The sequence below is a fragment of the Streptomyces sp. GLSS-08 genome (assembly GCF_056387915.1).
The window spans coordinates 1-24,152 of sequence record NZ_JBWJAQ010000022.1; the positions used below are offsets into that span (position 1 = coordinate 1).

17 protein-coding genes are annotated in these 24,152 nt (G+C 71.1%); 7 read left to right on the forward strand and 10 right to left on the reverse strand.

What is annotated here, in order from left to right; translation table 11 throughout:
* Window positions 1–569 (forward strand): alpha-isopropylmalate synthase regulatory domain-containing protein (locus AC0ZLC_RS29060; RefSeq protein WP_476754924.1); only part of this gene is annotated, 569 nt, incomplete at its 5' end.
* Between the two features lie 62 nt (window positions 570–631).
* On the opposite strand, the gene AC0ZLC_RS29065 is transcribed toward AC0ZLC_RS29060, so the two are convergent.
* The gene (locus tag AC0ZLC_RS29065) at window positions 632–2,518 is read right to left on the reverse strand and encodes a ricin-type beta-trefoil lectin domain protein (RefSeq protein WP_476754925.1); all 1,887 of its coding nucleotides are present in this window, start codon (window positions 2,516–2,518) and stop codon (window positions 632–634) included.
* Window positions 2,519–2,796: 278 nt separating this feature from the next.
* Between AC0ZLC_RS29065 and AC0ZLC_RS29070 the strand changes: the two genes are divergently transcribed.
* Together AC0ZLC_RS29070 and AC0ZLC_RS29075 are read left to right on the forward strand one after the other, a co-directional pair.
* The gene (locus AC0ZLC_RS29070; protein ID WP_476754995.1) at window positions 2,797–5,823 is read left to right on the forward strand and encodes a glycoside hydrolase family 3 protein; all 3,027 of its coding nucleotides are present in this window, start codon (window positions 2,797–2,799) and stop codon (window positions 5,821–5,823) included.
* Window positions 5,824–5,961: 138 nt separating this feature from the next.
* On the forward strand, window positions 5,962–7,323 hold the full coding sequence (locus tag AC0ZLC_RS29075; RefSeq protein ID WP_476754926.1) for a hypothetical protein: 1,362 nt from the start codon (window positions 5,962–5,964) through the stop codon (window positions 7,321–7,323).
* A gap of 111 nt (window positions 7,324–7,434) precedes the next feature.
* On the opposite strand, the gene AC0ZLC_RS29080 is transcribed toward AC0ZLC_RS29075, so the two are convergent.
* Window positions 7,435–8,052, reverse strand: a complete 618-nt coding sequence (locus tag AC0ZLC_RS29080) for a YceI family protein (RefSeq protein WP_476754927.1) — start codon at window positions 8,050–8,052, stop codon at window positions 7,435–7,437.
* Window positions 8,053–8,345: 293 nt separating this feature from the next.
* Between AC0ZLC_RS29080 and AC0ZLC_RS29085 the strand changes: the two genes are divergently transcribed.
* The 4 genes from AC0ZLC_RS29085 to AC0ZLC_RS29100 all read left to right on the forward strand — a co-directional run bounded on the left by AC0ZLC_RS29085 (window position 8,346) and on the right by AC0ZLC_RS29100 (window position 13,243).
* Window positions 8,346–8,843 (forward strand): hypothetical protein, encoded by a 498-nt coding sequence (locus tag AC0ZLC_RS29085; RefSeq protein WP_476754928.1) that lies wholly within the window; start codon window positions 8,346–8,348, stop codon window positions 8,841–8,843.
* An 82-nt stretch (window positions 8,844–8,925) separates the two neighbouring features.
* A complete protein-coding gene (locus AC0ZLC_RS29090) occupies window positions 8,926–11,247 on the forward strand; it encodes a polysaccharide lyase 8 family protein (RefSeq protein ID WP_476754929.1) in 2,322 nt (773 codons plus the stop codon).
* A 154-nt stretch (window positions 11,248–11,401) separates the two neighbouring features.
* Entirely contained in the window at window positions 11,402–12,994 is a 1,593-nt protein-coding gene (locus AC0ZLC_RS29095; protein ID WP_476754930.1) for an acyl-CoA carboxylase subunit beta, read from the forward strand.
* Window positions 12,995–13,051: 57 nt separating this feature from the next.
* Window positions 13,052–13,243 carry an acyl-CoA carboxylase subunit epsilon gene (locus tag AC0ZLC_RS29100; RefSeq protein WP_476754931.1) on the forward strand — a complete coding sequence of 64 codons (192 nt, stop codon included), beginning with the start codon at window positions 13,052–13,054 and terminating at the stop codon, window positions 13,241–13,243.
* Window positions 13,244–13,383: 140 nt separating this feature from the next.
* Here AC0ZLC_RS29100 and AC0ZLC_RS29105 read toward each other — a convergent pair whose 3' ends face one another.
* The 8 genes from AC0ZLC_RS29105 to AC0ZLC_RS29140 all read right to left on the reverse strand — a co-directional run bounded on the left by AC0ZLC_RS29105 (window position 13,384) and on the right by AC0ZLC_RS29140 (window position 23,963).
* Window positions 13,384–13,965: a GTP-binding protein gene (locus tag AC0ZLC_RS29105; RefSeq protein ID WP_121406158.1), complete on the reverse strand. Its 582-nt coding sequence runs from the start codon at window positions 13,963–13,965 to the stop codon at window positions 13,384–13,386.
* A complete protein-coding gene (locus tag AC0ZLC_RS29110) occupies window positions 13,946–14,536 on the reverse strand; it encodes a DUF742 domain-containing protein (RefSeq protein ID WP_358855760.1) in 591 nt (196 codons plus the stop codon). The genes AC0ZLC_RS29105 and AC0ZLC_RS29110 overlap by 20 nt, the downstream gene beginning before the upstream one ends.
* Window positions 14,537–14,630: 94 nt before the next feature.
* Window positions 14,631–15,044: a roadblock/LC7 domain-containing protein gene (locus tag AC0ZLC_RS29115; protein ID WP_030948713.1), complete on the reverse strand. Its 414-nt coding sequence runs from the start codon at window positions 15,042–15,044 to the stop codon at window positions 14,631–14,633.
* 10 nt (window positions 15,045–15,054) lie between these two features.
* Window positions 15,055–18,282 (reverse strand): nitrate- and nitrite sensing domain-containing protein, encoded by a 3,228-nt coding sequence (locus AC0ZLC_RS29120; RefSeq protein WP_476754932.1) that lies wholly within the window; start codon window positions 18,280–18,282, stop codon window positions 15,055–15,057.
* A 365-nt stretch (window positions 18,283–18,647) separates the two neighbouring features.
* Window positions 18,648–19,223: a GTP-binding protein gene (locus AC0ZLC_RS29125; RefSeq protein WP_358855758.1), complete on the reverse strand. Its 576-nt coding sequence runs from the start codon at window positions 19,221–19,223 to the stop codon at window positions 18,648–18,650.
* Entirely contained in the window at window positions 19,204–19,602 is a 399-nt protein-coding gene (locus tag AC0ZLC_RS29130; RefSeq protein WP_059131717.1) for a DUF742 domain-containing protein, read from the reverse strand. Before AC0ZLC_RS29130 ends, AC0ZLC_RS29125 begins: the two co-directional genes overlap by 20 nt.
* Before the next feature lie 110 nt (window positions 19,603–19,712).
* Window positions 19,713–20,126: a roadblock/LC7 domain-containing protein gene (locus AC0ZLC_RS29135; RefSeq protein WP_010984127.1), complete on the reverse strand. Its 414-nt coding sequence runs from the start codon at window positions 20,124–20,126 to the stop codon at window positions 19,713–19,715.
* 9 nt (window positions 20,127–20,135) lie between these two features.
* On the reverse strand, window positions 20,136–23,963 hold the full coding sequence (locus AC0ZLC_RS29140) for a sensor histidine kinase (RefSeq protein ID WP_476754933.1): 3,828 nt from the start codon (window positions 23,961–23,963) through the stop codon (window positions 20,136–20,138).
* Window positions 23,964–24,152 lie beyond the last annotated feature (189 nt).

The following is a 24,152-nucleotide window of genomic DNA, read 5'->3' on the forward strand; positions in this document are numbered from 1 at the left end:
TCGAGCTCAAGGGCAGGGAACTGGGCGTCGACCTCGGCGGCGACCGCGAACTGGTCGCCCGCGTCGTCGAACGGGTCAAGGAACGCGAACTGAAGGGCTACACCTACGAGGCCGCCGACGCCTCCTTCGAGCTGTTGCTGCGCGAGGAGGCCGAGGGCAGGCCCCGTGAGTACTTCCAGGTCGAGTCCTGGCGGGCGATCGTCGAGGACCGCCCCGACGGCAGCCACGCGAACGAGGCGACCGTGAAGCTCTTCGCCAAGGGCGAGCGGATCGTGGCCACCGCCGAGGGCAACGGCCCGGTCCACGCCCTGGACCGGGCCCTGCGCGTCGCCCTGGAGAAGATCTACCCCCAGCTCGCCAAGCTGGAGCTCGTCGACTACAAGGTGCGCATCCTGGAGGGCAAGCACGGCACGTCCTCCACGACCCGCGTCCTGATCTCCACGTCCGACGGCACCGGGGAGTGGTCCACGGTCGGCGTCGCCGAGAACGTGATCGCCGCGTCCTGGCAGGCCCTGGAGGACGCGTACACCTACGGTCTCCTCCGTGCGGGAGTGGAACCGGCGGCGTAGGCCGGGTGCCGGACGGGCCGAGGTGGCCGGCCCGTCCGGCAGGGGGCGCTCAGCGGCACCCGTTACTGCAGACGCCACTTCTGGTTCGTCGCGCCCGTGCAGCTCCAGATCTGGATTCTCGTCCCGTTCGCCGTGGAAGCGTCCGTCACGTCGAGGCACCTGTCCGCCGCCGTGTTCACCACGTCGCCGGTGGAGGCGTTGTACGACCAGCGCTGGGCCGCCGTGCCGTTGCAGTCGTACAGCTGCACCTTCGCGCCGTCGGCGGTGGACGCCGAGGTGACGTCAAGGCACTTGCCGAGCGCCTGGACCGCGCCGTCCGTCCGCACGGTCCAGCGCTGGGCGGCGGAGCCGTTGCAGTCGTGGAGCTGGACGGCGGTGCCGTTCGCGGACGAACCGCCCGCCACGTCCAGGCACTTGCCCGCGAGCCCCACGAACGCCCCGGCCGGGTCCCCGCCCCCGGCCTGCGTGCCGGACCAGGTGAAGGTCGCCGAGGTCTTGCCGGGCAGCGAGTACGTGGCGTGCTGCGAGCCCCAGCCGAGCGTCACCGTCTTCGCGGACGACGCGTCGTTGTAAGCGATCAGCGCCTTCGAGCCGTCGGGGTTGCGCCAGGCCACGTTCGGCACGGACGAACTCGCCGTCGACGCGATCCGCTGGGCGCCCGGCCGGACGAACTTCGTGAGGTGGCCCATCGTGTAGTACTCGACGGTGTAGTCGACCTGCCCGCTCCGCCCGTCGCCGTTGTGGACGGTGATCAGCCCGGAGCAGGTGCCGCAGCCACCGTTGTGCGGACCCCGGTTCTGGTCCACCGCCAGCGACCACTTGGTCACCGACTTCGCCCAGTTCCGCGTGTAGTTGACGATGTCGAGCATGTCCTCGCGCTGCTGGTCGGCGACCCAGGTGCCGCCCGAGTGCTCGGTGCCGAAGGCGTCCAGGGACGGGTACTGGCTGTGCACGCTCGTCTGCCTGGCGACGTCACCGCCGTAACCGTGCCAGGCGATCCCGCCGAAGTTCGGGTGGGCGCGCACCGCCGCGTCGTCGACGGTCTGGGCGGCGTAGGCGTCGTACACGTCCCAGTTCCAGTCGTGCGCCAGCACCTTCGTCGACAGCCCCGCCGCCTGGAGTTTGGGCAGCAGCTCGCTCTTGGTGAAGTAGGCGAGCCCGGAGGCGTTCCAGCTCATCGACGGGTAACCGGCGCAGCAGGTCGGCTCGTTCTGCGCGGTGACGTAGGAGACGGGGATCCCCTGGTCGCGGTACGCCTGGAGGTACTTCACGAAGTACGAGGCGTAGGCGCCGTAGTTCTCCGCCCTGAGCCACCCGCCGTTGAGCTGCCCGTTGTCCTTCATCCAGGCCGGCGCGGTCCACGGCGAGGCCATCACGGTCAGCGCCGGATTGAGCCGGCGAGCCTCCTTCGTCAGCGGCACGACATCGGCCAGGTCGTGTGCGATCGAGAACTCGGAGAGGTCCGCGTCGGTCTGCCCGGACGGCATGTCGTCGTAGGTGTAGCCGTAGCGGGCGAGGTCCGAGCCGCCCATCGGGTTGCGCAGGAAGGACAGCCCGATGCCGTCCGCGGGGGAGAACAGCTTGCGCATCGTCGCGTCCCGGGTGGACTGCGTCAGCGCCCCGCTGCCGTTCATCAGCCAGGCCGCCGTGTCCGTGAAGGAGGCGCCCCCGCCGGTGAACGTCTGGTAGCGGGTGTTCTCGTCCACGGTGATGTTCTCGCCGCTTCCGCCGCTGCCGGACTGGAAGGCGAACGGTGTTTGCGCCTGCAAGCCGCGGACGACATGGCGGCCACCCTCGTCGTCCGTGGTGGTGAGGTAGGCCGTGATCTGTTCGCCGGCCGCGTGCGCGGGCGCGGCGGCGACGGCGGTCAGGCCCGCCGTGGTGAGCAGTCCCGCGACGAACAGCCGGGCCGCCCGGCCGCGACTCCTCGTGGAATGTGCGCGTCTCATGGTGCGCCGCCCTTCTGGGTGGGGGAGTGGGGCGTGCGACCGGTGAGTAAATGACGGCTTCCGGTACCCGTCAAGGGGTCGCGTGTTCATAAGCCGAACCGACAACCGCCCTGATTTCGCCGGGAATTGACTGTGTACCGGTTCTGGCGTGAAGTCTTGACGGCTCGGCGTGACGCCAGTTAACTCACGCCGTGATCTAAGCCGTAAGAGGAACTTGATCGTCTCCGAGGAACGCGAGAGCCGAGAGGAAGCCCATGGGAAGGCTCGACCGGATGTCCGTGCGAAGAACCGCCCTGCTCGCCTGCGCCGCTCTGCTCACCGGTCTGCTCCCGCTCACCGCGGCGGGCGCGGCCGCGGGCGCCGACGAGCCGGCTCCCGTGCCCGTCGACACCTTCGAGGGCGAGGTCCCGTTCGCGAATCCGCCCGCCGAGGGCATCTTCCCCTGGGGCGGCGACGCCGACGACCCGCCCCGGCTGGCCCTGACCGCCCGCGACGACGCCCCCCAGGGCGACAAGGTCCTCACCGGCGGCTACGACATCAGCGGATACGGCGGCTTCACCCACGACTTCGCCTTCGACCGCCCGGCCCACGACTGGTCCGCGCACCGGGGCATCCGCTTCTGGTGGGAGGGCGGGAACACCGCCAGGAAGATCAGTTTCGAGATCAAGGACGGCGGCGCCAACGGCGAGGCCTCCGAGCTGTGGACGACGTCCTTCACGGACGACTTCACCGGCTGGAAGCAGATCGAGATCCCCTTCACCGACTTCACCTATCGCACGGACTACCAGCCCGTCGGCGGCATCGACCAGGTCCTCGGCCTGACCGCCATGTGGGGGTACGCGCTCACACTGCCGACCGGCGTCAGGGGCGACTTCGCCCTGGACGGCGTCGAGCTGTACGGCAGGGGCGCCCAGTCCCTGCGGGCGAGCGTCGTCACCGACGCCGCCGTCCATCCGGTGAAGGAGGGCGGCACGGCCGCCGTGAAGATCTCCGTCGCCACCACCGGCTCCGTCCCCGTAGACGAGCCGGTCACCGTCGCCTACGAGACGGCCGGCGGCACCGCCGAGGCCGGCCGGGACTACACCCGGGTCGAGGGCGAACTCACCTTCCCCGCGGGCACCGCCTCCGGCACCTCGCGCACGGTGCGCATCCCCACGCTCCGGGACCGGTCCGCCGAGAGCGCCGAGAGCATTCCGCTCAGGCTCACGGTCACCGGAGCCAAGGCCCCCGCCGAGAACCCGCAGGTCGTCGTGGACGCCCACGGCCTGCCGTACCTGGACGCGAAGCTCCCGGTGAGGAAGCGGGTCGCCGACCTAGTGTCGCGGCTGTCCCTGGCGGAGAAGGCCGGTCAGATGACCCAGGCGGAGCGTGGCGCGCTCACCGCGCCGGGCGACATCGCCGCGTACGACCTCGGCTCACTGCTCTCCGGCGGCGGCTCGACCCCGACCCCGAACGTGCCCGAGGCGTGGTCGCGGATGATCGACTCCTTCCAGCTCAGGGCGCAGGCAACGCGGTTCCAGATCCCGCTGATCTACGGGGTGGACGCGGTGCACGGCCACAACAACCTCATCGGCTCGACCGTCATGCCGCACAACATCGGCATCGGCGCCACCCGGGATCCCCACCTCGCGCGGAAGACCGGCGAGGTGACCGCGGCCGAGGTGCGGGCCACCGGCATCCCGTGGGACTTCGCCCCCTGCCTGTGCGTGACGCGGGACGAGCGGTGGGGACGGTCCTACGAGTCCTTCGGTGAGGACCCGGCGCTCGTCCAGTCCATGGAGACGGTCATCCAGGGTCTCCAAGGGGCCCGCGACGGGAGGGACCTGAAGGACGACGACCGGGTGCTGGCGACCGCCAAGCACTTCGCCGGCGACGGCGGCACCGCGTACGGCTCGTCCACCACCGGCTCGTACACCATCGACCAGGGCGTCACGAAGGTCACCCGCCAGGAGCTGGAGGCGGTGCACCTCGCGCCGTTCCGGACCGCCGTGGACCGCGGCGTCGGCACGGTCATGCCGTCCTACTCCTCGCTCGACATCCTCGGCGACGACGCGGGCCCGGTGAAGATGCACGCCGACGCGGAAATGATCAACGGGGTCCTGAAGGACCGCATGGGCTTCGACGGGTTCGTCGTCAGCGACTGGGCGGCCATCGACCAGATCCCCGGCGACTACGCCTCCGACGTCCGCACCTCCGTCAACGCGGGCCTCGACATGATCATGGTCCCGTACGAGTACAAGAACTTCCGTACGACCCTGGTCGACGAGGTGAGGGCCGGCCGGATCAGTGAGCGCCGGGTCGACGACGCCGTCGCCCGCATCCTGACGCAGAAGTTCAGGCTCGGCCTCTTCGAGAAGCCGTACGCGGACACCAGCGGGGCGTCGCGCATCGGTTCGGCCGCACACCGCGCCGTGGCCCGCCGGGCGGCGGCCGAGTCCCAGGTGCTGCTGAAGAACGCGGGCGGAGTGCTGCCCCTGAAGAAGTCCCAGAAGGTCTACGTCGCCGGTTCCAACGCCGACGACATCGGCAACCAGACCGGCGGCTGGACCATCACCTGGCAGGGCGCGTCCGGGAAGATCACGGACGGCACCACCGTCCTCCAGGGTCTGAGGAAGGCCGCTCCCGGGGCGACCGTCGACTACTCCAGGGACGCCTCGGCCCCGACCGGCGGGTACGACGTGGGTGTGGTCGTCGTCGGCGAGACCCCGTACGCCGAAGGGGTCGGTGACGTCGGCAACGGCAACGACCTGGAGCTGACCGCCGCCGACAAGGCGGCCGTCGACAAGGTGTGCGGCGCCATGAAGTGCGCGGTGCTGATCGTCTCCGGCCGGCCCCAGCTGATCGGCGACCGCCTCGGTGACATCGACGCCCTGGTGGCGTCCTGGCTGCCGGGCACGGAGGGCGACGGCGTGGCCGACGTCCTGTACGGGAAGCGGGCCTTCACCGGGCAGCTCCCCGTCACCTGGCCGAAGTCCGGGGCCCAGCTGCCGATCAACGTCGGCGACTCCACGTACGACCCGCAGTTCCCGTACGGCTGGGGTCTGACGACGCTGACCAAGGTCCCGCGAGGTGGCGCGGCAGCCCTGAAGGTCCTGGCCCTGAAGGCCGCGGCGGCGGAGCGGACCGGCGCCGACGCGGTCGGACGCGCCGCCGTGACCAGGGCGCGGCTGCTGGTCCAGCAGGAGATCGGCACGGACATCACGGCCATGACGGCGAAGCCCTTCGCCGACGCCGACCACCTCCTGCTGACCGGCCGCTACAAGGAGGCGGTCGCCAGGCTGACGGCGGCGTACAAGTCCGCCTGACCTGCACCCAAACGCCGGAGGGGCCGCCGTGCGGCCCCTCCGGCAGGTGCGCGCGGGGATCCACGGCAAAGCCCGCGAACGTGTGCGGGCCCGGGCACCGGTGCCCGCTTTCGGGACCCGTCAGGTAGCTTCGAAGATATGAAGGCCGCACTGACCCGGGGCTTCCCCGGTCTGCTGATCGCGCTCGTCCTCGCCGCGCTGGCCGTCCTTGCGGCCGGAGCACCCCCGGCCCGCGCGGCCACCGACGTCTCGACGGTCGCGGCGGCACTGCGCGAGAGCCCGGTGTATGTGGACCCGGCCGCCTCCGACCAGCTGTCCGAGGCGGACGCCGACGCCCTCGCCGCGAAGATCGAGAAGGCCGACAAGCCCGTCTTCGTGGCCGTGCTGCCCGCGGACTTCCCGACACAGGACCTCTTCCAGAACCTGCGCACCGCCACCGGCGTCACGGGTCTCTACGCGATCCGGCTGGGCGACCGGTTCGACGCGCGGGCCGACTCCTCGGTGCTGTCCCGCACGGCCGTGCAGAACCTCGTCACCAGCGTCCGGGACGAGGGCACCGCCACCCAGCTGAACGACTTCACGGACCGTGCCGTGACCGCCATCGGCGGTTCGGCGCCCGGGAGCTGGGACTCGGGCGCCGGGGGCGGTGTCCCGGCCGGCGGGCTGATCACGGTCGGCGCGGTGGCCGTCGTCGGCGCAGCGGGCGCCTACACGCTGGTCCGGCGCAACCGGCACCGCAAGGAGGAGGAGCAGCGGGCCGCCCTCGACCGGCTCCGGGTGGTCGTCGACGAGGACATCACCGCCTTCGGCGAGGAGCTGGACCGGCTCGACTTCCACCCGGCCGAGCCGGGCGCGGACGACGCGATGCGCGCGGACTACGAGCACGCGCTGGACGCCTACGAGCGGGCGAAGTCGGCGATGGCCGCGGCGCGGCGGCCGGAGGACGTGCGGCCGGTCACCGAATCCCTTCAGGACGGCCGCTTCTCGCTCGCGGTGCTCGCCGCGCGCCGTGAGGGAGGGCCGCTCCCGGAGCGCCGGGCACCCTGCTTCTTCGATCCCCGCCACGGTCCTTCGGTCGCCGACGCGCCCTGGACCCCGTCGGGCGGCGCGCCCCGCGAGGTGCCGGTCTGCGCGGCGGACCGGGCCCGCCTGGCAGACGGCGTCGATCCGGCGGTCCGAGAGGTCGAGACCGCGTACGGCCGCCGTCCGTACTGGGACGCCGGACCGGCCTACGGCCCCTGGGCCGGAGGTTACTTCGGCGGCGGCATCCTCCCGGGCCTGCTGATCGGCACGATGCTGGGCGGCGCGATGGCCACCCCGTCGTACGCGTCCGACTACGGCTCCGGCTACGGCGACTTCGGCGCCGGCGGTTACGACGGCGGCGACGTCTCGGGCTCCAACTTCGACCCCGGTGACTTCGGCGGCGGTTTCGGGGACGGCGGGGGCGGCGGCGACTTCGGCGGCGGTGGGGGAGGGGACTTCGGCGGCGGCGGCTTCTGAGGCCCCGGGACGGGTGCGCGGCAGTGACGACAGCCGGGCATGAAGGAGCGCCCGCCCTCCGTGTACGGGGGAGTAACGAGGGCGGGCGCGTTCCGAGGTGAGCCTCGGGGCTCAGCCGGTCTTCCTGATCGCGGAGATGTCGAAGTTCAGCTTGATCCTGTCCGAGACCAGCACGCCGCCCGTCTCCAGGGCCGCGTTCCAGGTGAGACCGAACTCGGAGCGCAGGATCTCCGACGTGCCCTCGAATCCCACGCGCTCGTTGCCGAACGGGTCCTTCGCGGCGCCGTTGAACTCCAGGTCGATGCCGACCGGCCGGGTGGTGCCGAGGATCGACAGGTCACCGGTGATCCGGTAGTCGTCGCCGCCCAGGGACTCCACCGCGGTGGACCGGAAGGTCATCGCCGGGAACTCGTCGGTCTTGAAGAAGTCGGCGCTCTTCAGGTGTCCGTCGCGGTCGGCGGAGCCGGTGTTGACGCTGTCCATCCGGACGTCGAGCGACGCGGTGGACCGCGCCGGGTCGGACCCGTCCAGGTGCAGCGTTCCCTCGAAGTCCGTGAAGCTGCCCTTGACGTTCGTGACCATCGCGTGCCGGGCGACGAAACCGATCGTCGAATGTCCGGGGTCGATCGTGTAGTCGCCGGTCAGTGCGGCCAGGTCGGCCGCGGGCGCCGTGATCGTGGCGGTCCCGGCGGCCGGGGTCTCGGTGTTCTTGCGGCCGAAGATTCCCATGACGTGCTCCTTGCAGAACTGGTCGCGGTTTCGTCCGGAAGCCGCAACTAACGGGGTCTGTTGAACTTTCAACTAGGCCAACACGGGAGACCGTAGACCTATTCCGTTGGCTTTTCAACTTCATCCGCAGTGTGTTCATGGTGTTACGGCGCGTTTTGCCTCCGGCCGCGGAGCGGCTTCCGCAGCTGTGACGGTCCGCCCTCTGGTGGACACGCGTAGACCTCGGGCACCATCTCCCTGCCCCACCTGCACAGCCGCCCCACAGCACCGGTCATCCGCAGGAAGGACACCCCATGAAGATCCGCTCCGCCCTGACCGCACTCGCCCTCGTCGTCGCCCCCGGCGTCGCCGTCGTCGGCACCGCCTCCGACGCCTTCGCCGTGACCAAGATCGGTCACGCCACGGCCACCTCGATGTTCCGCCAGGCCGGCATCACCTGGTCCTCGTCGGGCGGCTGCTCGGACCGGAACAACCCCACCTGCACGTCCTTCGAGCAGCTCAACCTCGCCACCGCGCAGGGCGCCCAGACCCTCAAGGGGGCCAGCGGCTGCGCGCTGAACATCACGGGCGGCACCGAGACGGGCCACGCGAGCGGCACCTACTCGCACTGGAACGGCTACAAGCTCGACTTCGCGAAGGCCACCTGCGTCACCAACTACGTCAAGAACAACTTCACCTACATCGGCCTGCGCGGCGACGGCGCCCCGCAGTACAGGTCCGGCTCCGGCAACGTCTACGCCGACGAGGGCAACCACTGGGACGTCCTGTACTACAACTGCGGCGGCTGTTAGCCCCAAGGCACGGTTCCCGCCCGACGCGCACCCCGGCACCGCGCCGCCTGGTTCCCCTGCGGGGGGTGAGGTGGTAGACGGCATGACCATGACTCCGACGCGACGCTCGTTCCTGCTCGCGGCCGCGCTCATGGCCACCGTCACCGCCGCACCCCCCGCAGCCGCGGCCGACGACCCGTACGACACCCTCCGCCTGCGCTGGCTGTCCCTCGCCCTCGGCGCCGGCTACGACCCGCGCGCCGAGCCGTACGCCTCCCGCCTCCGCGAGACCGGCGACCTCGCCCGCGCCCTCCGTACGACCATGGCCCCGGCCCCGGCCTCGCTGTGGCCGGGCCACCCCTTCGACCCGCCCACCGGTATCACCCGGAGCTTCGGCAGGCTGTGGACGATGACCCAGGCCTACGTCCAGGAAGGCACCGGGTCGACCGGCGACGACGCGCTCCTCGCGGACGTCCTGCGCGGCCTCGACCACGTCATGGCCACGGTCTACAACCCCTCGACCACCCGGTACGGCAACTGGTGGGAGTGGCAGATCGGCAGCCCCCGGCTCCTCATGGACATCGTCGCCGCCCTCCACGACCGGCTCACCGGCGCCCAGCGGGCCGCCGCCTGCGCGGCCGTCGACCACTTCGTCCCGGACGCGATGCTCCGCGACTACGCGGGAACCTCGACCGGCGCCAACCGCGTCGACCTGTGCCGCTGTGTCGCCCTCCGGGGCGTCCTCGGCCGGTCCCCCGAGAAGATCGCGCTCGCCCGGGACGCCCTCTCACCCGTCTTCCCGCACGTGACCCGCGGGGACGGGCTGTACGCCGACGGGTCGTTCGTCCAGCACACCTGGGTGGCCTACTCGGGGACCTACGGGCAGGTCATGCTCGACGGACTGGGCCGGCTCTTCGCGCTGCTCGCCGGATCCGCCTGGGAGGTGACCGACCCGGCCAGGCGGATCGTGCTGGACAGCGTCGAGCACGCGTACGCGCCGCTCATCCATGACGGGCTGGTGATGGACAGCGTCAACGGGCGGGCCATCAGCCGCGGCCACCTGAGGAGCGACGACCGCCACGTCATGCGGAGCGACCACTTCCACGGCCAGGGCCTGATCGCCGCCATCGCCCTGCTCGCGCTCGGCGCGGGCGAGGAGCAACGGGAGCGCTGGCACGGACGGATCAGGGGCTGGATCGAACGGGACACCGTGTCGCCGGTCCTGACGGCTCCCCAGTTCGGCGTGGCCGAACTGGCGCGGCTGCACGCCGTCGCGGACTCCCCGGTGGCCGCCGCCCCCGAACCCGCGGGCCACCGGCTCTTCGCCGCCATGGACCGCGCCGTGCACCGCGGCCCAGGCTTCACCGCGAACCTCTCCATGGCCTCGGACCGCATCGCACACTACGAGTGCGGCAACGGCGAGAATCCGCGCGGCTGGCACACCGGCGCCGGAATGCTGCTGTGGTGGGCGGGCGACTCGGGCCAGTACACGGACTGGTACTGGCCGACCGTGGACTGGTACCGCCTCCCCGGCACCACCGTCTCCACCACCCCACTCGCCGACCAGGAGGGCGGTGAGTGGGGCGCGGCACGGCCCGCCGCCACCTGGGTCGGCGGCACGACGGACGGGGAGTGCGCCGCCGTGGGACAGCACCTGAGGGGGCTCGGCTCCACGCTGGAGGCCCGCAAGTCGTGGTTCTGCGTGCCGGACGCGCTGATCTGTCTGGGCGCCGGCATCACCGCCGCCGACGGAGTCCCGGTCGAGACGGTGGTGGACAACCGGAACCTGGGGGAGAACGGAACGCAGAGGTTCACCGTCCGCGGCGGCTGGGCGCACCTGGAGGGCCACGGCGGATGGGTCTTCCCCGGCCCCGGCGGCACGGCGGCGCTGCGCACCCTGCGCGAGGACCGCACGGGCGCCTGGTCCGACATCAACACCACGAGTACGACCGAACGGCGCACCCGGCGCTGGCAGACGCTCTGGCTCGACCACGGCGCCGACCCCGTCGACGCGGCGTACGCGTACCTGCTGATGCCCGGCGCCTCCCGCCGCGCCGTCGCGGCCCGCGCCGCCGACCGGCGGTGGCTGTCCGTCCTCGCCAACGACGCCCGCTGCCAGGCCGTGCACGTAGGCTCCCTGGGGCTGACGGCCGCGAACTTCTGGGCGGCCGGTACGGCGGGCCCGCTGACCTCCTCGGCGGGCGCGAGCGTGCTGGTCCGCCGCCGGGGGCGCACCGCCACCCTCTGCGTGAGCGAGCCGCCGCGCACCGGCGGCGCCCTGGAGATCGTCTGGAACCGGCCGGTCCGCAGGGCCGTCACGGCGGATCCCGCGGTCGAGATCCTCGCGACGGGCCGCCGTCTGAGGCTGCGTGTCACTCCGGGGGAGGTATGCGCCACCCACGAATGTGAGGTGACTCTCAGCTGACGTCTTTGTGCGACCTCTACAAGCCGCAGGGCCTCTGAGCAGTCGGATTGCCTGCATCAGCCCGGGGTTCTGTTCAGTGGTACCAGGAAAACAGCCCGGACACTGTACGGAGTCGACGGCTCGCTTTCCTTGCCGGACTTCGTAAGGTCGCTACATGACCGTTTTGGACGAGGCTGGACCTGCCGGGAGCGAACCCGCTGACGCGCGCGGGCGCGTGGCCGAACTGCACGCGATCCGTGCCGAGGCGCTGCGGGGCCCCAGCGACAAGGCGACTCAGGCGCAGCACGCCAAGGGCAAGCTGACCGCACGGGAACGCATCGAGCTGCTGCTCGACCCCGGGTCGTTCCAGGAGGTCGAACAGCTGCGCAGGCACCGGGCGACCGGCTTCGGCCTGGAGAACCGCAAGCCGTACACGGACGGTGTCATCACCGGCTGGGGCACGGTGGAGGGCCGCACGGTCTTCGTCTACGCCCATGACTTCCGCATCTTCGGCGGCGCGCTGGGCGAGGCCCACGCCACCAAGATCCACAAGATCATGGACATGGCCATCGCGGCCGGGGCGCCCCTGGTGTCCCTGAACGACGGCGCGGGCGCCCGTATCCAGGAGGGCGTTTCCGCCCTCGCCGGCTACGGCGGCATCTTCCAGCGCAACACCAGGGCGTCCGGGGTCATCCCGCAGATCTCCGTCATGCTCGGCCCCTGCGCGGGCGGCGCGGCCTACAGCCCCGCGCTCACGGACTTCGTGTTCATGGTCCGCGAGACCTCGCAGATGTTCATCACCGGCCCGGACGTCGTCAAGGCGGTCACCGGCGAGGAGATCACGCAGAACGGCCTGGGCGGCGCGGACGTGCACGCCGAGACCTCCGGCGTGTGCCACTTCGCCTACGACGACGAGGAGACGTGCCTCGCCGAGGTGCGCTACCTGCTGTCGATGCTCCCGCAGAACAACCGGGAGAACCCGCCGACGACCGCCTCCGAGGACCCGGCCGAGCGCCGTTCCGAGGTCCTCCTCGACCTGGTGCCGGCGGACGGCAACCGTCCGTACGACATGACCAAGGTCATCGAGGAACTGGTCGACGACGGCGACTACCTGGAGATCCACGAGCGCTGGGCCCGCAACATCATCTGCGCGCTGGCCCGGCTCGACGGCCGCGTCGTCGGCATCGTCGCCAACCAGCCGCAGAGCCTCGCCGGCGTCCTGGACATCGAGGCCTCGGAGAAGGCCGCGCGCTTCGTCCAGATGTGCGACGCCTTCAACATCCCGATCATCACGCTGCTGGACGTCCCCGGCTTCCTCCCGGGCGTCGACCAGGAGCACGGCGGGATCATCCGGCACGGCGCGAAGCTGCTGTACGCCTACTGCAACGCCACCGTGCCGCGGATCTCACTGATCCTGCGCAAGGCCTACGGAGGCGCGTACATCGTCATGGACTCCCAGTCCATCGGCGCCGACCTCACCTACGCCTGGCCGACGAACGAGATCGCCGTGATGGGCGCCGAAGGTGCCGCCAACGTCATCTTCCGGCGCCAGATCGCCGAGGCCGAGGACCCCGAGGCCATGCGGGCCCGCATGGTCAAGGAGTACAAGGCCGAGCTCATGCACCCGTACTACGCGGCCGAGCGCGGCCTGGTCGACGACGTCATCGACCCGGCCGAGACCCGCGAGGTGCTCATCCGCTCGCTGGCGATGCTCCACAGCAAGCACGCCGACCTGCCCTCCCGCAAGCACGGCAACCCGCCGCAGTAACCCTGCGGACCCTCCGCGGTACCCCCGCGGAAACCTCTCTCACGGAGACTGAGACCTATGAGTACCCCTGACATCCGCGTCGAGAAGGGCCACGCCGAGCCCGAGGAAGTGGCCGCCCTGACGGCGATCCTCCTGGCCCGTGCCGCCACCGCCCCCACCGCCGCTCCGCTCCACCGCGGCCGCGGAAGGGCCGGCTGGCGCCGTCTGGAGCGCGAGCCCGGCTTCCGCGCCCCGCACAGCTGGCGCTAGCCTCCGCTCCGAGCACACCGAAGGGGCCCGTTCCGCCACGGAACGGGCCCCTTCGCCGTACCCGCCGCCGATCAGGCCACGAAAGAAGGGGCGCCCTCTCCGCCGGAGAGGGCGCCCCTTCTTTCGTGCTGTGGCCGCGCCTAGCGCAGGCGGGCCATCAGCGCGTGTTCCACGAGCGTGATGAGCGTCGACTTGGCGTCGGCGCGGTGCCGGGCGTCCGTCGTGATGATCGGGGTGTCGGGGCCGATCTGGAGCGCTTCCCGGACCTCGTCGGGGCCGTACGGCTGGTTGCCGTCGAAGCCGTTGAGGGCGATGACGAACGGCAGGCCCGAGTTCTCGAAGTAGTCGACCGCGGGGAAGCAGTCGGCGAGCCTGCGGGTGTCCACGAGGACCACGGCACCGATGGCGCCGCGGACCAGGTCGTCCCACATGAACCAGAACCGGTCCTGGCCGGGGGTGCCGAACAGGTACAGGATCAGGTCCTGGTCCAGGGTGATACGGCCGAAGTCCATGGCGACGGTCGTCGTCGTCTTGTCTCCGGTGTGGGTGAGGTCGTCGATGCCCGCGGAAGCGGACGTCATGACGGCCTCGGTGCGCAGCGGGTTGATCTCCGAGACGGCGCCGACGAACGTGGTCTTGCCCACGCCGAAGCCGCCCGCCACCACGATCTTCGCGGACGTGGTGGAGCGGGAAGGCCCTCCGCTAGAGCTTGCGAAGTCCACTGAGCACCCTTTCGAGCAAAGTCACGTCTGGCTGTCCGCCGGCGTTCTCGTCGCCGCCGGGCTGATGGATGGCGACCAGGCCCGCCTCCGCCAAGTCGGCGACGAGAATCCTGGCCACACCGAGGGGGATCGTCAGCAGCGCCGAGACTTCGGCCACCGACTTGATTTCTCGGCAGAGATTGCAGATCCGCTGATGCTCGGGCAACTGGCCCTGCATCTGGTGCGGCTGAGCGGTGGTGTGCACCAGCGCCTCGATGGCGAGCTGGTAGCGGGGCCTGGTACGGCCGCCCGTCATCGCGTACGGACGCACCAGCGGGTTCGACGCCGCGGGCGCCGGTTCGGGGGCGCGCCGCTGCGGCTGCACGGGCTGGATGCGCGGTGCCGGCGGCTGGTCGTACGGCGAGGGACCGGGGCCCTGGGGGCCCTGGGGCGCGTACGGCTGACGCCGGTGGCTCGGCGCGGAGGGGAAGTTGTACCGGTTCGGGTTCTGGGAACCGTCACCCTGACCCTGCCCCTGGCCGGGGCCATAGGACCAGTTGCCCGAAGACGAACCGCCTGGGGGTGTTGCCACTTTCTCCTCCTCCGACTGTGCCGGGCACCCATCAATGTGGAGCCGCGTCCCGAAACCTTATGGCCTCGGGACGGCAAAACGCACGGTCTGTCTGCTAGTTGAGAAGGCTCCCCTGGAGCTCCGCACGAAGATCAGGGGTCAGAACCGTACCCGCACGGTCCACCAAAAGCGCCATCTCGTACCCGATGAGACCGATGTCCGCTTCGGGATGTGCGAGGACCGCGAGCGACGAACCGTCGGAAATGGACATCAGGAAGAGGAATCCCCGCTCCATCTCCACAACTGTCTGGTTCACACTGCCGCCCTCGAAGATGCGGGAGGCGCCCGCGGTCAACGAGGTCAGTCCGGACGCGACGGCGGCCAGCTGGTCGGCGCGGTCACGCGGAAAGCCTTCGGACATGGCCAGAAGGAGTCCGTCGGCGGAGACCACCACCGTGTGCGACACCCCGGGGGTGTTGTCCACGAAGTTGGTGATCAACCAGTTCAGGTTCTGTGCCGCCTGGCTCATCGGGCTCACACTAACGCTCCTGGTTGTAGGTGCTGTCAGGCCCACTGCGGTGATCCCCAGTGGCCTGGCCGTTCGTGTCACTGCCTGCGTTGCGTCCCCGCTCGACACCCCGGCGCAGGTTGCTCAGCCTGCCCCGGACGTCCTCGGGGGCGCGGGAGACCTGAGGGCCGCCCTGTGGGGTCGATTCCGCGGTCCCCTCGACCAGGTTGGCCTTGGGTACCCGCCGGGGCAGACCGGAGGACGTGACCCCGCCCGCCTTGGGCTTGCGGAGCTGTTCGGCGCGCTGCCACCGGTCGTCGTTCGACGAGCGCCAGTCGTCCTTGCCCTGCCCGGCCGCGGCCGGGGACGGATCCTGGGCCTCGCGCTGCTGGCCCTCGTCTCCGTTCGCGGTGGATCCGCGGCGGGGAAGCCCGGCGTCGGTCAGCGCGTGGACGGCGGAGGGGGCCGGTCCCGGACGCTCGAAGCCTACGCGGTCCCGCTCTGCGTCAGCGGCCTGCGGCGATTCCGTTTCCGGAGCGTACTCAGACCGATACCCGCCCTGGTAGGCATCCTGCTGCGGCCAGTCGTCCTGGTGGGACTGCTCCTGGAAGGCGGAGAAGGTCGGCGACGCGGCTCCGCGGGCAGGGGGCCGCTCCTCTTGCGCGGGCTCCTGGTAAGCGGGTTCCGGATAGCCGCCGTTCGACGGGAAGTACGTCTCGTCGTACGCGGACTGCTGCGGTCCCTCGTACGTCGTCTGCTGCTCGTACGTCGTCTGCTGGTCCTCGTACGTGCCCTGCCCGTTGTCGTACCCGGGCTGGTTGTCGTACGAAGGCTGCCCGGCGTCGTACGGGTGCTGCTGGGCGTCGAAGCCGTCCTGGTACCGGGGAGCCTCGATGGCCTCCTGGCCCTGTGCCTGGGCCTCCAGGGCCGCACGGCGCTCCTCGCGCATCAGCGAGCGGCCGACGGGGTCCAGCTCCCGGATGTCGTCCGGGACCTCGGTGTAGCGGCTGTCGTCGAAGCCGAGCTCGGCGGCCGTCCGCATCGGCTGGCCCTGGAAGGCCTCGCCCTGGAACGTCGGCTGCTGCTGCTCCGGGATGATCTGGGAGACGGTGAACTCGTCGCGCTGGAGCTGATGGTCGCCACCGCCACCGTGGGTGATCGCGTCCGGGAGCATGACGAGCGAGGTGGTGCCGGCCTGCTCGCCCGAGGGGCGCAGCTGGACCCGGATGCCGTGCCGGTCGGACAGCCGGCCGACCACGAACAGGCCCATGCGCTGGGATATCGCCACGTCCACGGTCGGCGGGTTGGCCAGCTTGTGGTTGATGTCGGCGAAGTCCTCGGCGGTGAGGCCGATGCCCTTGTCGTGGATCTCGACCATGATGCGGCCGTCGGGCAGCCGGGTCGCGGTGACGCGGACCTTGGTCTGCGGCGAGGAGAACGTCGTGGCGTTCTCCAGCAGCTCGGCCAGCAGGTGCACGAGGTCGGTCACGGCGCGGCCGTGGATCTCGGCCTCCGGGACACCGGAGAGCTCGACGCGCTCGTACTGCTCCACCTCGGAGGAGGCGGCGCGCAGCACGTCGACGAGCGGCACCGGCTGGTCCCAGCGGCGGCCCGGCTCCTCGCCGGCGAGGACCAGGAGGTTCTCGCCGTTGCGGCGCATACGGGTCGCGAGGTGGTCCAGGCGGAAGAGGTTCTCCAGCTGGTCCGGGTCGGCCTCGTTGTTCTCCAGGTCGGTGATCAGGGTCAGCTGGCCCTCGATCAGGGACTGGTTGCGGCGCGACAGGTTGGTGAAGATCGCGTTGATGTTGCCCCGCAGGAGGGCCTGCTCGGCGGCGAGCCGGACGGCCTCACGGTGGACCTGGTCGAAGGCGCGGGCGACTTCGCCGATCTCGTCCGTGGTGGTGATCGGGATGGGCGTGACGCGGGTGTCGACGCGGCCGGGGTCGGTGCGGGAGAGCTGGTCGACCAGCATCGGCAGGCGCTGCTCGGCGACGGTGAAGGCGGCGTTGCGCAGCTGGCGCATGGCGCGGCTCATCTGGCGGGCCACCATGCCGGCCAGGACGAACGCGGCGAGCAGGGCGAGGACGACGGCCGCACCGGTGATGAAGGTGGACCGCTTGGCGTCGTCGGCGATACCGGCGGCCTCGGTCACGGCCTTGTCGGCGAGGTCGGACTCGATGGTGCGGTAGGCGTCGAACTTGGCGGTGTTGAGCGCCCACCAGTTCTGCGTGGTGGTGCCCTTGGCGGCGAGCGCCGCACGCTCGCTGGGGTCCGTGGACTGCAGGGACGCGAGCGCGGAGACCATGGCGTTGGGCTCGGACGGCGGCGGTACGTAGGTCTCGCCCTTGGCCTGGGCGGCCGCGGCGGCCTCCTTGGCCTGGTTCTCGCCGTCGGCCTGGAGCTTCTTCCGGGCCGTCTCGAGCTTGGCGGCGTCGGCCGCGGTGCCACCGCCGATGTACTCCTCGACGGCGATGCCCTCGAGGTAGGCGTACGAGGAGAGGGCGACGCGCTGGCTGGTCAGGCTGCCGGTGCCGGGGCCCGGCTTGACCAGCAGGTGCGTACCGATGGACCGCTGCAGGGAGAGGGCCGCCTTGGTGAGCGAGATCGCGTAGACGGTCCGGCCGTAGCTGGTGATGTTTCCGGTGCCGAGGCCGAGCTCGTTGGCGAACTCCATGAGCGGGTGCTGGATCGCGACGTAGCCCTCTTCGGTCTTCACACCGGAGAGCTTGTTCGTGTACGCGGTCTTGCGCAGCGTGATCAGGCCGGGCTCGACCTTGCGGAACAGGGTGAGGCGACGCTCGAGGCCCGGCTTGGCCGGCATGTTGTCGGCGGCCTCGTCGAAGGCGTCGGCGGCCTTGTCGGTGGCGGCACGGGCCTTGCGGACGGTCGCGTTCTTCTCCCCGGCGCCGCTCAGCAGCGGGGCCGCGGTGATGTCGCGTTCCTCGATGAGCTGGTTGGCGTAGGTCAGGGAGGCCCGCACGAGGCGTGCGGTCTTCTCCGCGTCCTCGGCCTCCTGCCAGGTGTCGATCGAGCCCTTCACCTGGAAGCCGCCCATGACCAGGCCGACCAGCACGGGTATGAGCAGGATCGCGTTCAGCCGGGCCGGTACACGCCAGTTGCGCGGGGAGAAACGTCCGCCGCTCGGGGCGGGCGCCGCCATCGGCTCCGGGTCGGACACTTGTGCGGGCGCCGCTCCGCGCGGCGGCGGGGTGAAGTTGCCCCGTGCCGACGGCTCGGGACCGTTCGTGCTTCGCCTCACTCGACCAACAACCTCTCGGCGTCGGCACCTACGTTGTGCCGCGGTGTCTCCAGCGCCCTTGTCTACTGGGCAGTTCAGGCATTCCAGCACGTCAGGCGGCGCTCTTCCAAACACTTGGAACCAACGATTCCGAGTGATGTATGTCTTAGATAAAACGGTCATAAAGAGCGAGCCCCGCCAAAAGGCGGGGCACTCATCAGCGCAGCGACACCAAGCGACCGCGACGCGTGGCGGTCTGACCGGATATCTCTGTCGAAACGTTATGAACACTGAGGCCGGCCGTGTCGAAGGACACAGCCGGCTACAGCCAATCTACGACAACTGCCGTATGGCGTTCCCGAATTCTGCGAGGTGCTCCCGGGCGCCTACCGGAGACGGGCCATGAGCGCGTGCTCGACCAGGGTGATCAGCGCACTCTTCGCGTCGGCGCGGTGCCGGGCGTCCGTCGTGATGATCGGGGCGTCCGGACCGATCTGGAGCGCCTCGCGCACCTCTTCGGGCGAGTACGGCTGGTGCCCGTCGAAGCCGTTGAGGGCGATGACGAACGGCAGGCCCGAGTTCTCGAAGTAGTCGACCGCGGGGAAGCAGTCGGCGAGCCTGCGGGTGTCCACGAGGACCACGGCACCGATGGCGCCGCGGACGAGGTCGTCCCACATGAACCAGAACCGGTCCTGGCCGGGGGTGCCGAACAGGTACAGGATCAGGTCCTGGTCCAGGGTGATACGGCCGAAGTCCATGGCGACGGTCGTCGTCGTCTTGTCTCCGGTGTGGGTGAGGTCGTCGATGCCCGCCGAGGCGGACGTCATGACGGCCTCGGTGCGCAGCGGGTTGATCTCCGAGACGGCGCCGACGAACGTGGTCTTGCCCACGCCGAAGCCACCCGCCACCACGATCTTCGCGGAGGTGGTCGTCCGGCCTCCGTCAGAGCTTGCGAAGTCCACTGAGCACCCTTTCGAGCAGTGTCACGTCCGGTGCACCGCCGTTGTTCTCGTCGCCGCCCGGCTGGTGGATGGCGACGAGTCCGGCCTCGGCGAGGTCCGCGACAAGAATCCTGGCCACACCCAGAGGCATGGACAGCAGGGCCGATACTTCGGCCACCGACTTCACCTCTCGGCAGAGGTGGCATATTCGCTGGTGCTCGGGGAGCAGCCCCATCAGCTGCGCCGGGTCCGCCGTGGTGCTGATCAGCGCCTCGATGGCGAGCTGGTAGCGCGGCCGGGTCCGGCCGCCGGTCATCGCATAGGGACGTACCAGCGGCTGGTCGCCCTCGTCCCCGTACGGCTCTGCGTACGGATCATGAGAGGCGGTGGGCGGGGTCATGAATCCTCCGGGCGGGACAGCAAGTCGGTCAGTCGTGCCGTCGGGAAGGGCCGGTGGGGGGATTGTGTCGGCCGGACGGTGATTGCGTGAGTTCGCTGGAACCAGGGCCGTCAGTGGAGCAGACTTCCCTGTAGTTCGGCACGCAGGTCGGGCGTGAGCACGGCGCCAGCGCGGTCGACGAGCAGTGCCATCTCGTAGCCGACGAGGCCGATGTCGCACTCGGGGTGGGAGAGGACCGCCAACGACGATCCGTCCGAGACGGACATCAGGAAGAGGAAGCCGCGCTCCATCTCCACGACGGTCTGGGCCACCGTGCCGCCCTCGAAGATCCGGGACGCCCCGGCCGTGAGCGAGGTCAGCCCGGACGCGACCGCCGCGAGCTGGTCGGCGCGATCGCGCGGGAAGCCTTCGGACATGGCCAGAAGGAGTCCGTCGGCGGACACGACGACGGTGTGGGACACCCCTGGGGTGTTGTCCACGAAGTTGGTGATCAACCAGTTCAGATTCTGTGCCGCCTGGCTCATCGGGCTCAACTAGTGCTCCTGCTGGTGAGTGGGGCTGGGGAAGCTGCCGGTCTGGCCACTACCGGCCTGGCGACCCTGCTGGATGCCCCGTCGGAGATTGGTCAGCCGGCCGCGTACGTCATCGGGCGCACGCGATACCTGCGGACCGGGTTGGTGCTGTTGCTGCTGAGCCGTGCCCGCGACGAGGTTCGCACGCGGGACGCGGCGCGGCAGGCCTGAGGTGGTGACCCCGCCTGCCGACGGCTGACGGACGCGCTCTGCCTGCCGGACGAGATCGTCGTTCGGAGAGCTGCGCCACGAGGAGGAGGCCGACGGGCCGCCCGGCCGCGAGGGTGCGGCCGGTGCCTGCGACTGCTGCTGGAAAGCCTGCTGGGGACCCTGGGAGCCGTTGTGCCGACCGCCCGGGGTCTGACCGCCGGGGGTCTGACCGCCCGGCACCAGACCGCCCTGGGGCTGCGCCTGGTTGCCCTGCGGCTGACCGGGCTGTGCCTGGCCGCCCTGTGCCTGACCGTGGAACCAGTTGGTCTCCAGCGTGTCGTACAGCGGCGTACGGCCGTCGCCCGGACCCGCCGGCGGCAGGGCCTCGGGCTCCTGCGGACGCGCGGGACGCTGCTGCGGCTGCTGACGCTGCGGGGCGGGCGGACGGGGCGCGCCGAAGTCGGCCGGGCCCCCGGCCCCGTTGACCTGCGGCTGCTGGAACTGGCCGGTGGCCGACGGGTCCTGAGCGCCGTAACCGGGCGCCGGGAACTGTCCCGTGGCCGACGCGGACGCCGGGTTCGTGCCGCCGTAGAGGTCGGGGCGGGCGTACGACCCGGTGTTCTGCGCAGCCGCCGCGCCGGGGCGCGGGGCGTTGTAGTCCGGGCGGGCGAACTCCGAGGTGGCCCCGGGTCCCTGGCGGTCGTCGATCCGGGGGATCTCCGACGTCGAGCCCGGGCCCTGACGGTCGTCGACGCGCGGCAGCCGCGAGGTCGAGGACAGCGGGTCCGGCTCCTCGTGTCCGCGCGGGGCGTCGAGCGAGGCACGCGGCACCGGCGGCTGGGCGTTCTCGTCGCTCCAGCTCGGCCGCTGCTGGGCGTTGCCGCCGGGCAGCTCGGCACGCGCGCCGCCGCCGCGCCCGGGCAGCTGCGGCCTGCGACGGCCGCGGGACTCCTTGGGCTGCTGCGGGGGTGCGGCCGCGGGACCGGCCTGCTGCGCACCGGGCACCGCGTCGCCGAAGCCGCCCTGAGGCGTGCCGGTTCCGGCGTCGCCGAAGCCGCTCCGGCGGGTGCCGGTGCCCTCGTTGAAGTTCTGCGGTACGCCGGTCCCGGCGGCCTGGAGGCCCTGCGGGGCGCCCGGCGCGCTCTGGCCGTACCCGCCCGCGCCGGCACCGGCCGGAGCCGGCCTGCCCTGCGACGGGTTGCCCGGGTTGTGCTGCGCCGGCAGGGCGGGACCCTGCGGCCCGCGCGCTCCGCCCGGCGCTCCGGGGCGAGTGCCCTGGTTGCTGCCGGGCAGTGCGGCACGCGACCCCTGGCCGGGGCCCACCTGGCCGCGCTGCGGCGCGGCACCGAGGAGCCCGCCGCCGGCGGCGGGAGCGCCTCCGCCGAGAGCCGGTCCGCCCTGGCCGTTGCCGCGGCGGGCCGCGGCGACGCCTGCGGCGGCCTGCGCGGCGGCCGGACCACCGGTGACCGGAGCGCCCTGGCCCGGCTTGCCGGGAACCTTCTTACCGCCCTGGGCGACATCGACGGGGAGCATGACGAGGGCCGTCGTGCCGCCGGAGTCGGAGGGGCGCAGCTGGATGCGGATGCCGTGACGCTGCGACAGGCGGCCGACCACGAACAGACCCATGCGGCGGGAGACCGACACGTCCACGGTGGGCGGCGAGGCGAGCCGCTCGTTGATCGCGGCGAGGTCCTCGGGCGAGAGGCCGATGCCGGTGTCGTGGATCTCGATCAGCACGCGGCCGTCCGGCAGGGCGTGACCGGTGACCTTGACCTTGGTCTGCGGGGAGGAGAACGAGGTCGCGTTCTCCAGCAGCTCGGCGAGCAGGTGCACGAGGTCGTTGACGACCCGGCCGGCGACCTCGGTCGTCGGGACCGAGGACAGTTCGATGCGCTCGTACTGCTCCACCTCGGACGCCGCGGCGCGGAGCACGTCGACCAGCGGGACCGGACGCGTCCACCTGCGGCCCGGCTCCTCACCGGCGAGCACGAGGAGGTTCTCGCCGTTACGGCGCATGCGGGTGGCGAGGTGGTCGAGCTTGAACAGCGAGGACAGCTGGTCCGGGTCGGCCTCGCGGGACTCCAGCTCGGAGATGAGCGAGAGCTGACGCTGGATGAGGCCCTGCGAGCGGCGCGAGAGGTTGGTGAACATCGCGTTGACGTTGCCCCGGAGGAGCGCCTGCTCGGCGGCCAGCCGGACGGCCTCGCGGTGCACGTCGTCGAAGGCCGCGGCCACCTGGCCGATCTCGTCCCGGGAGTGCACACCGACCGACTCGACCGAGGTGTCGACGTCCTGCGGGTCGGACTCGGACAGCTGCTTGACCAGCTCGGGCAGCCGGTCCTGGGCGACCCGGGTCGCGGTGTCCTGCAGCCGGCGCAGCGAGCGGATCATGGACCGGGCCACGACGAAGGCGCCGACCAGGGAGACACCGAGGACGAGCAGGATCAGCGCACCGGAGATGATCGCTTCGCGCTCGGACTCGCTGCGCAGCTCACGGGCCTTCTGCTCCATCTGGTTGAGCAGCGTCAGCTCGATCTTCGACATCAGCTCGATCTTGCTGGAGTCGGCGTCGATCCAGTCCTTGTACGAGCGCTTGTCCTGCGAGCGCATGCCGGCTTCGCTGCTCAGCACGCGGCCCGCGTACCGGTCCGCCGACTTGATCGTGGGGTTGTTCGCGTCGATGGTCTTCGTCAGGTCCTCGGCGCCGTCGCCGTAGATGTTCTCGAAGCTCTCCAGCTCGGACTTCTGGCTGGTCTGGGCCGAGAGGGCGTACAGCCGGTCGTTCGCGGACAGCGAGCCGAAGGTCTTGTCGCTCGCGGGCAGCGCCGCCGCGATGACGGCCCGCTGGACCGACGCGTACTCCTTGGCGGAGGAGAAGGCCGACAGGGCGCGGGTGCGCTGGATCATCTCCGGGTTGCTGGTCGCCTCGGCCATGTCCTGGGAGAGGTCGAGCAGCTGGGAGATGAGGCGGTGGTACGCCTCGACGGTCTGCGTGGAGTTCTTCGCGTCCTTGTAGGCGTTGTTGCGAATGGTGTTGAGGCCGCCCAGTTCGCTCGCGATGCCGACGATGCTGTCGCGGACGCCCGTGAGCTGGCCCTCGCCGCTCGCGTCGTCGATCTGCTGGGTGCCCTGCAGGAACGCCTTGCTCGCGTCGTCCGTCTTGTCGCGGACGCCCCTGACGGTGAAGTCGGCCGCGGTGCCGCCGTGGGCGAGCGGTCCGGCCGACTGGTCGCGCTCGTCCTGGAGCGCGACGGCGAGCTCGGTCGCCTGCTTGGTCATCTCCGTCAGCAGCCGCATGTTGTCGAGCTGCTGGATGTCGTCCATGGACTGGTTGATGCGCAGCGCGCCGAGCGAGGTCGCGGCGACCACGGGGAGGGCGAGCAGCGAGACCAGACGGGTCGAGATGCGCCAGTTGCGCAGTGCTATTCGGGAGCCGGGGCCGGTCGGGGCCGCCACCGTCGCGGCGGCGGGGGTGCCGGCACCCTTCGCGCCGGAGCGCGCGGAACGGTCACCGCTGCCACCGCCGACCTCTGCCGGTCCCGGGTTCTGGGCGTGCTGGGGCGAGGAACCGCGGTCGGTCCCGCCGTGCGGCTCCGGCTCCGCCGAAGCGCTGCCATCCCTCTTGAAACGTCCCTGCACTAGCGTCGCAACCTCTGGACCAGGCGTCCCTCCGCACAGGCGGTGGGACGGTGTCGGCGTCGTTCAAGGGCGCAGTGCGCCCCTCTGGTGGTCGTGAGTGACCGGCGCTGGCTCCCCTTTCCCGCCGCCACTCGGCGCTGCGTTGCGCCCCTGCGCGCCGGTTCCATCCCGCGGCGGTCCGTGGAATTC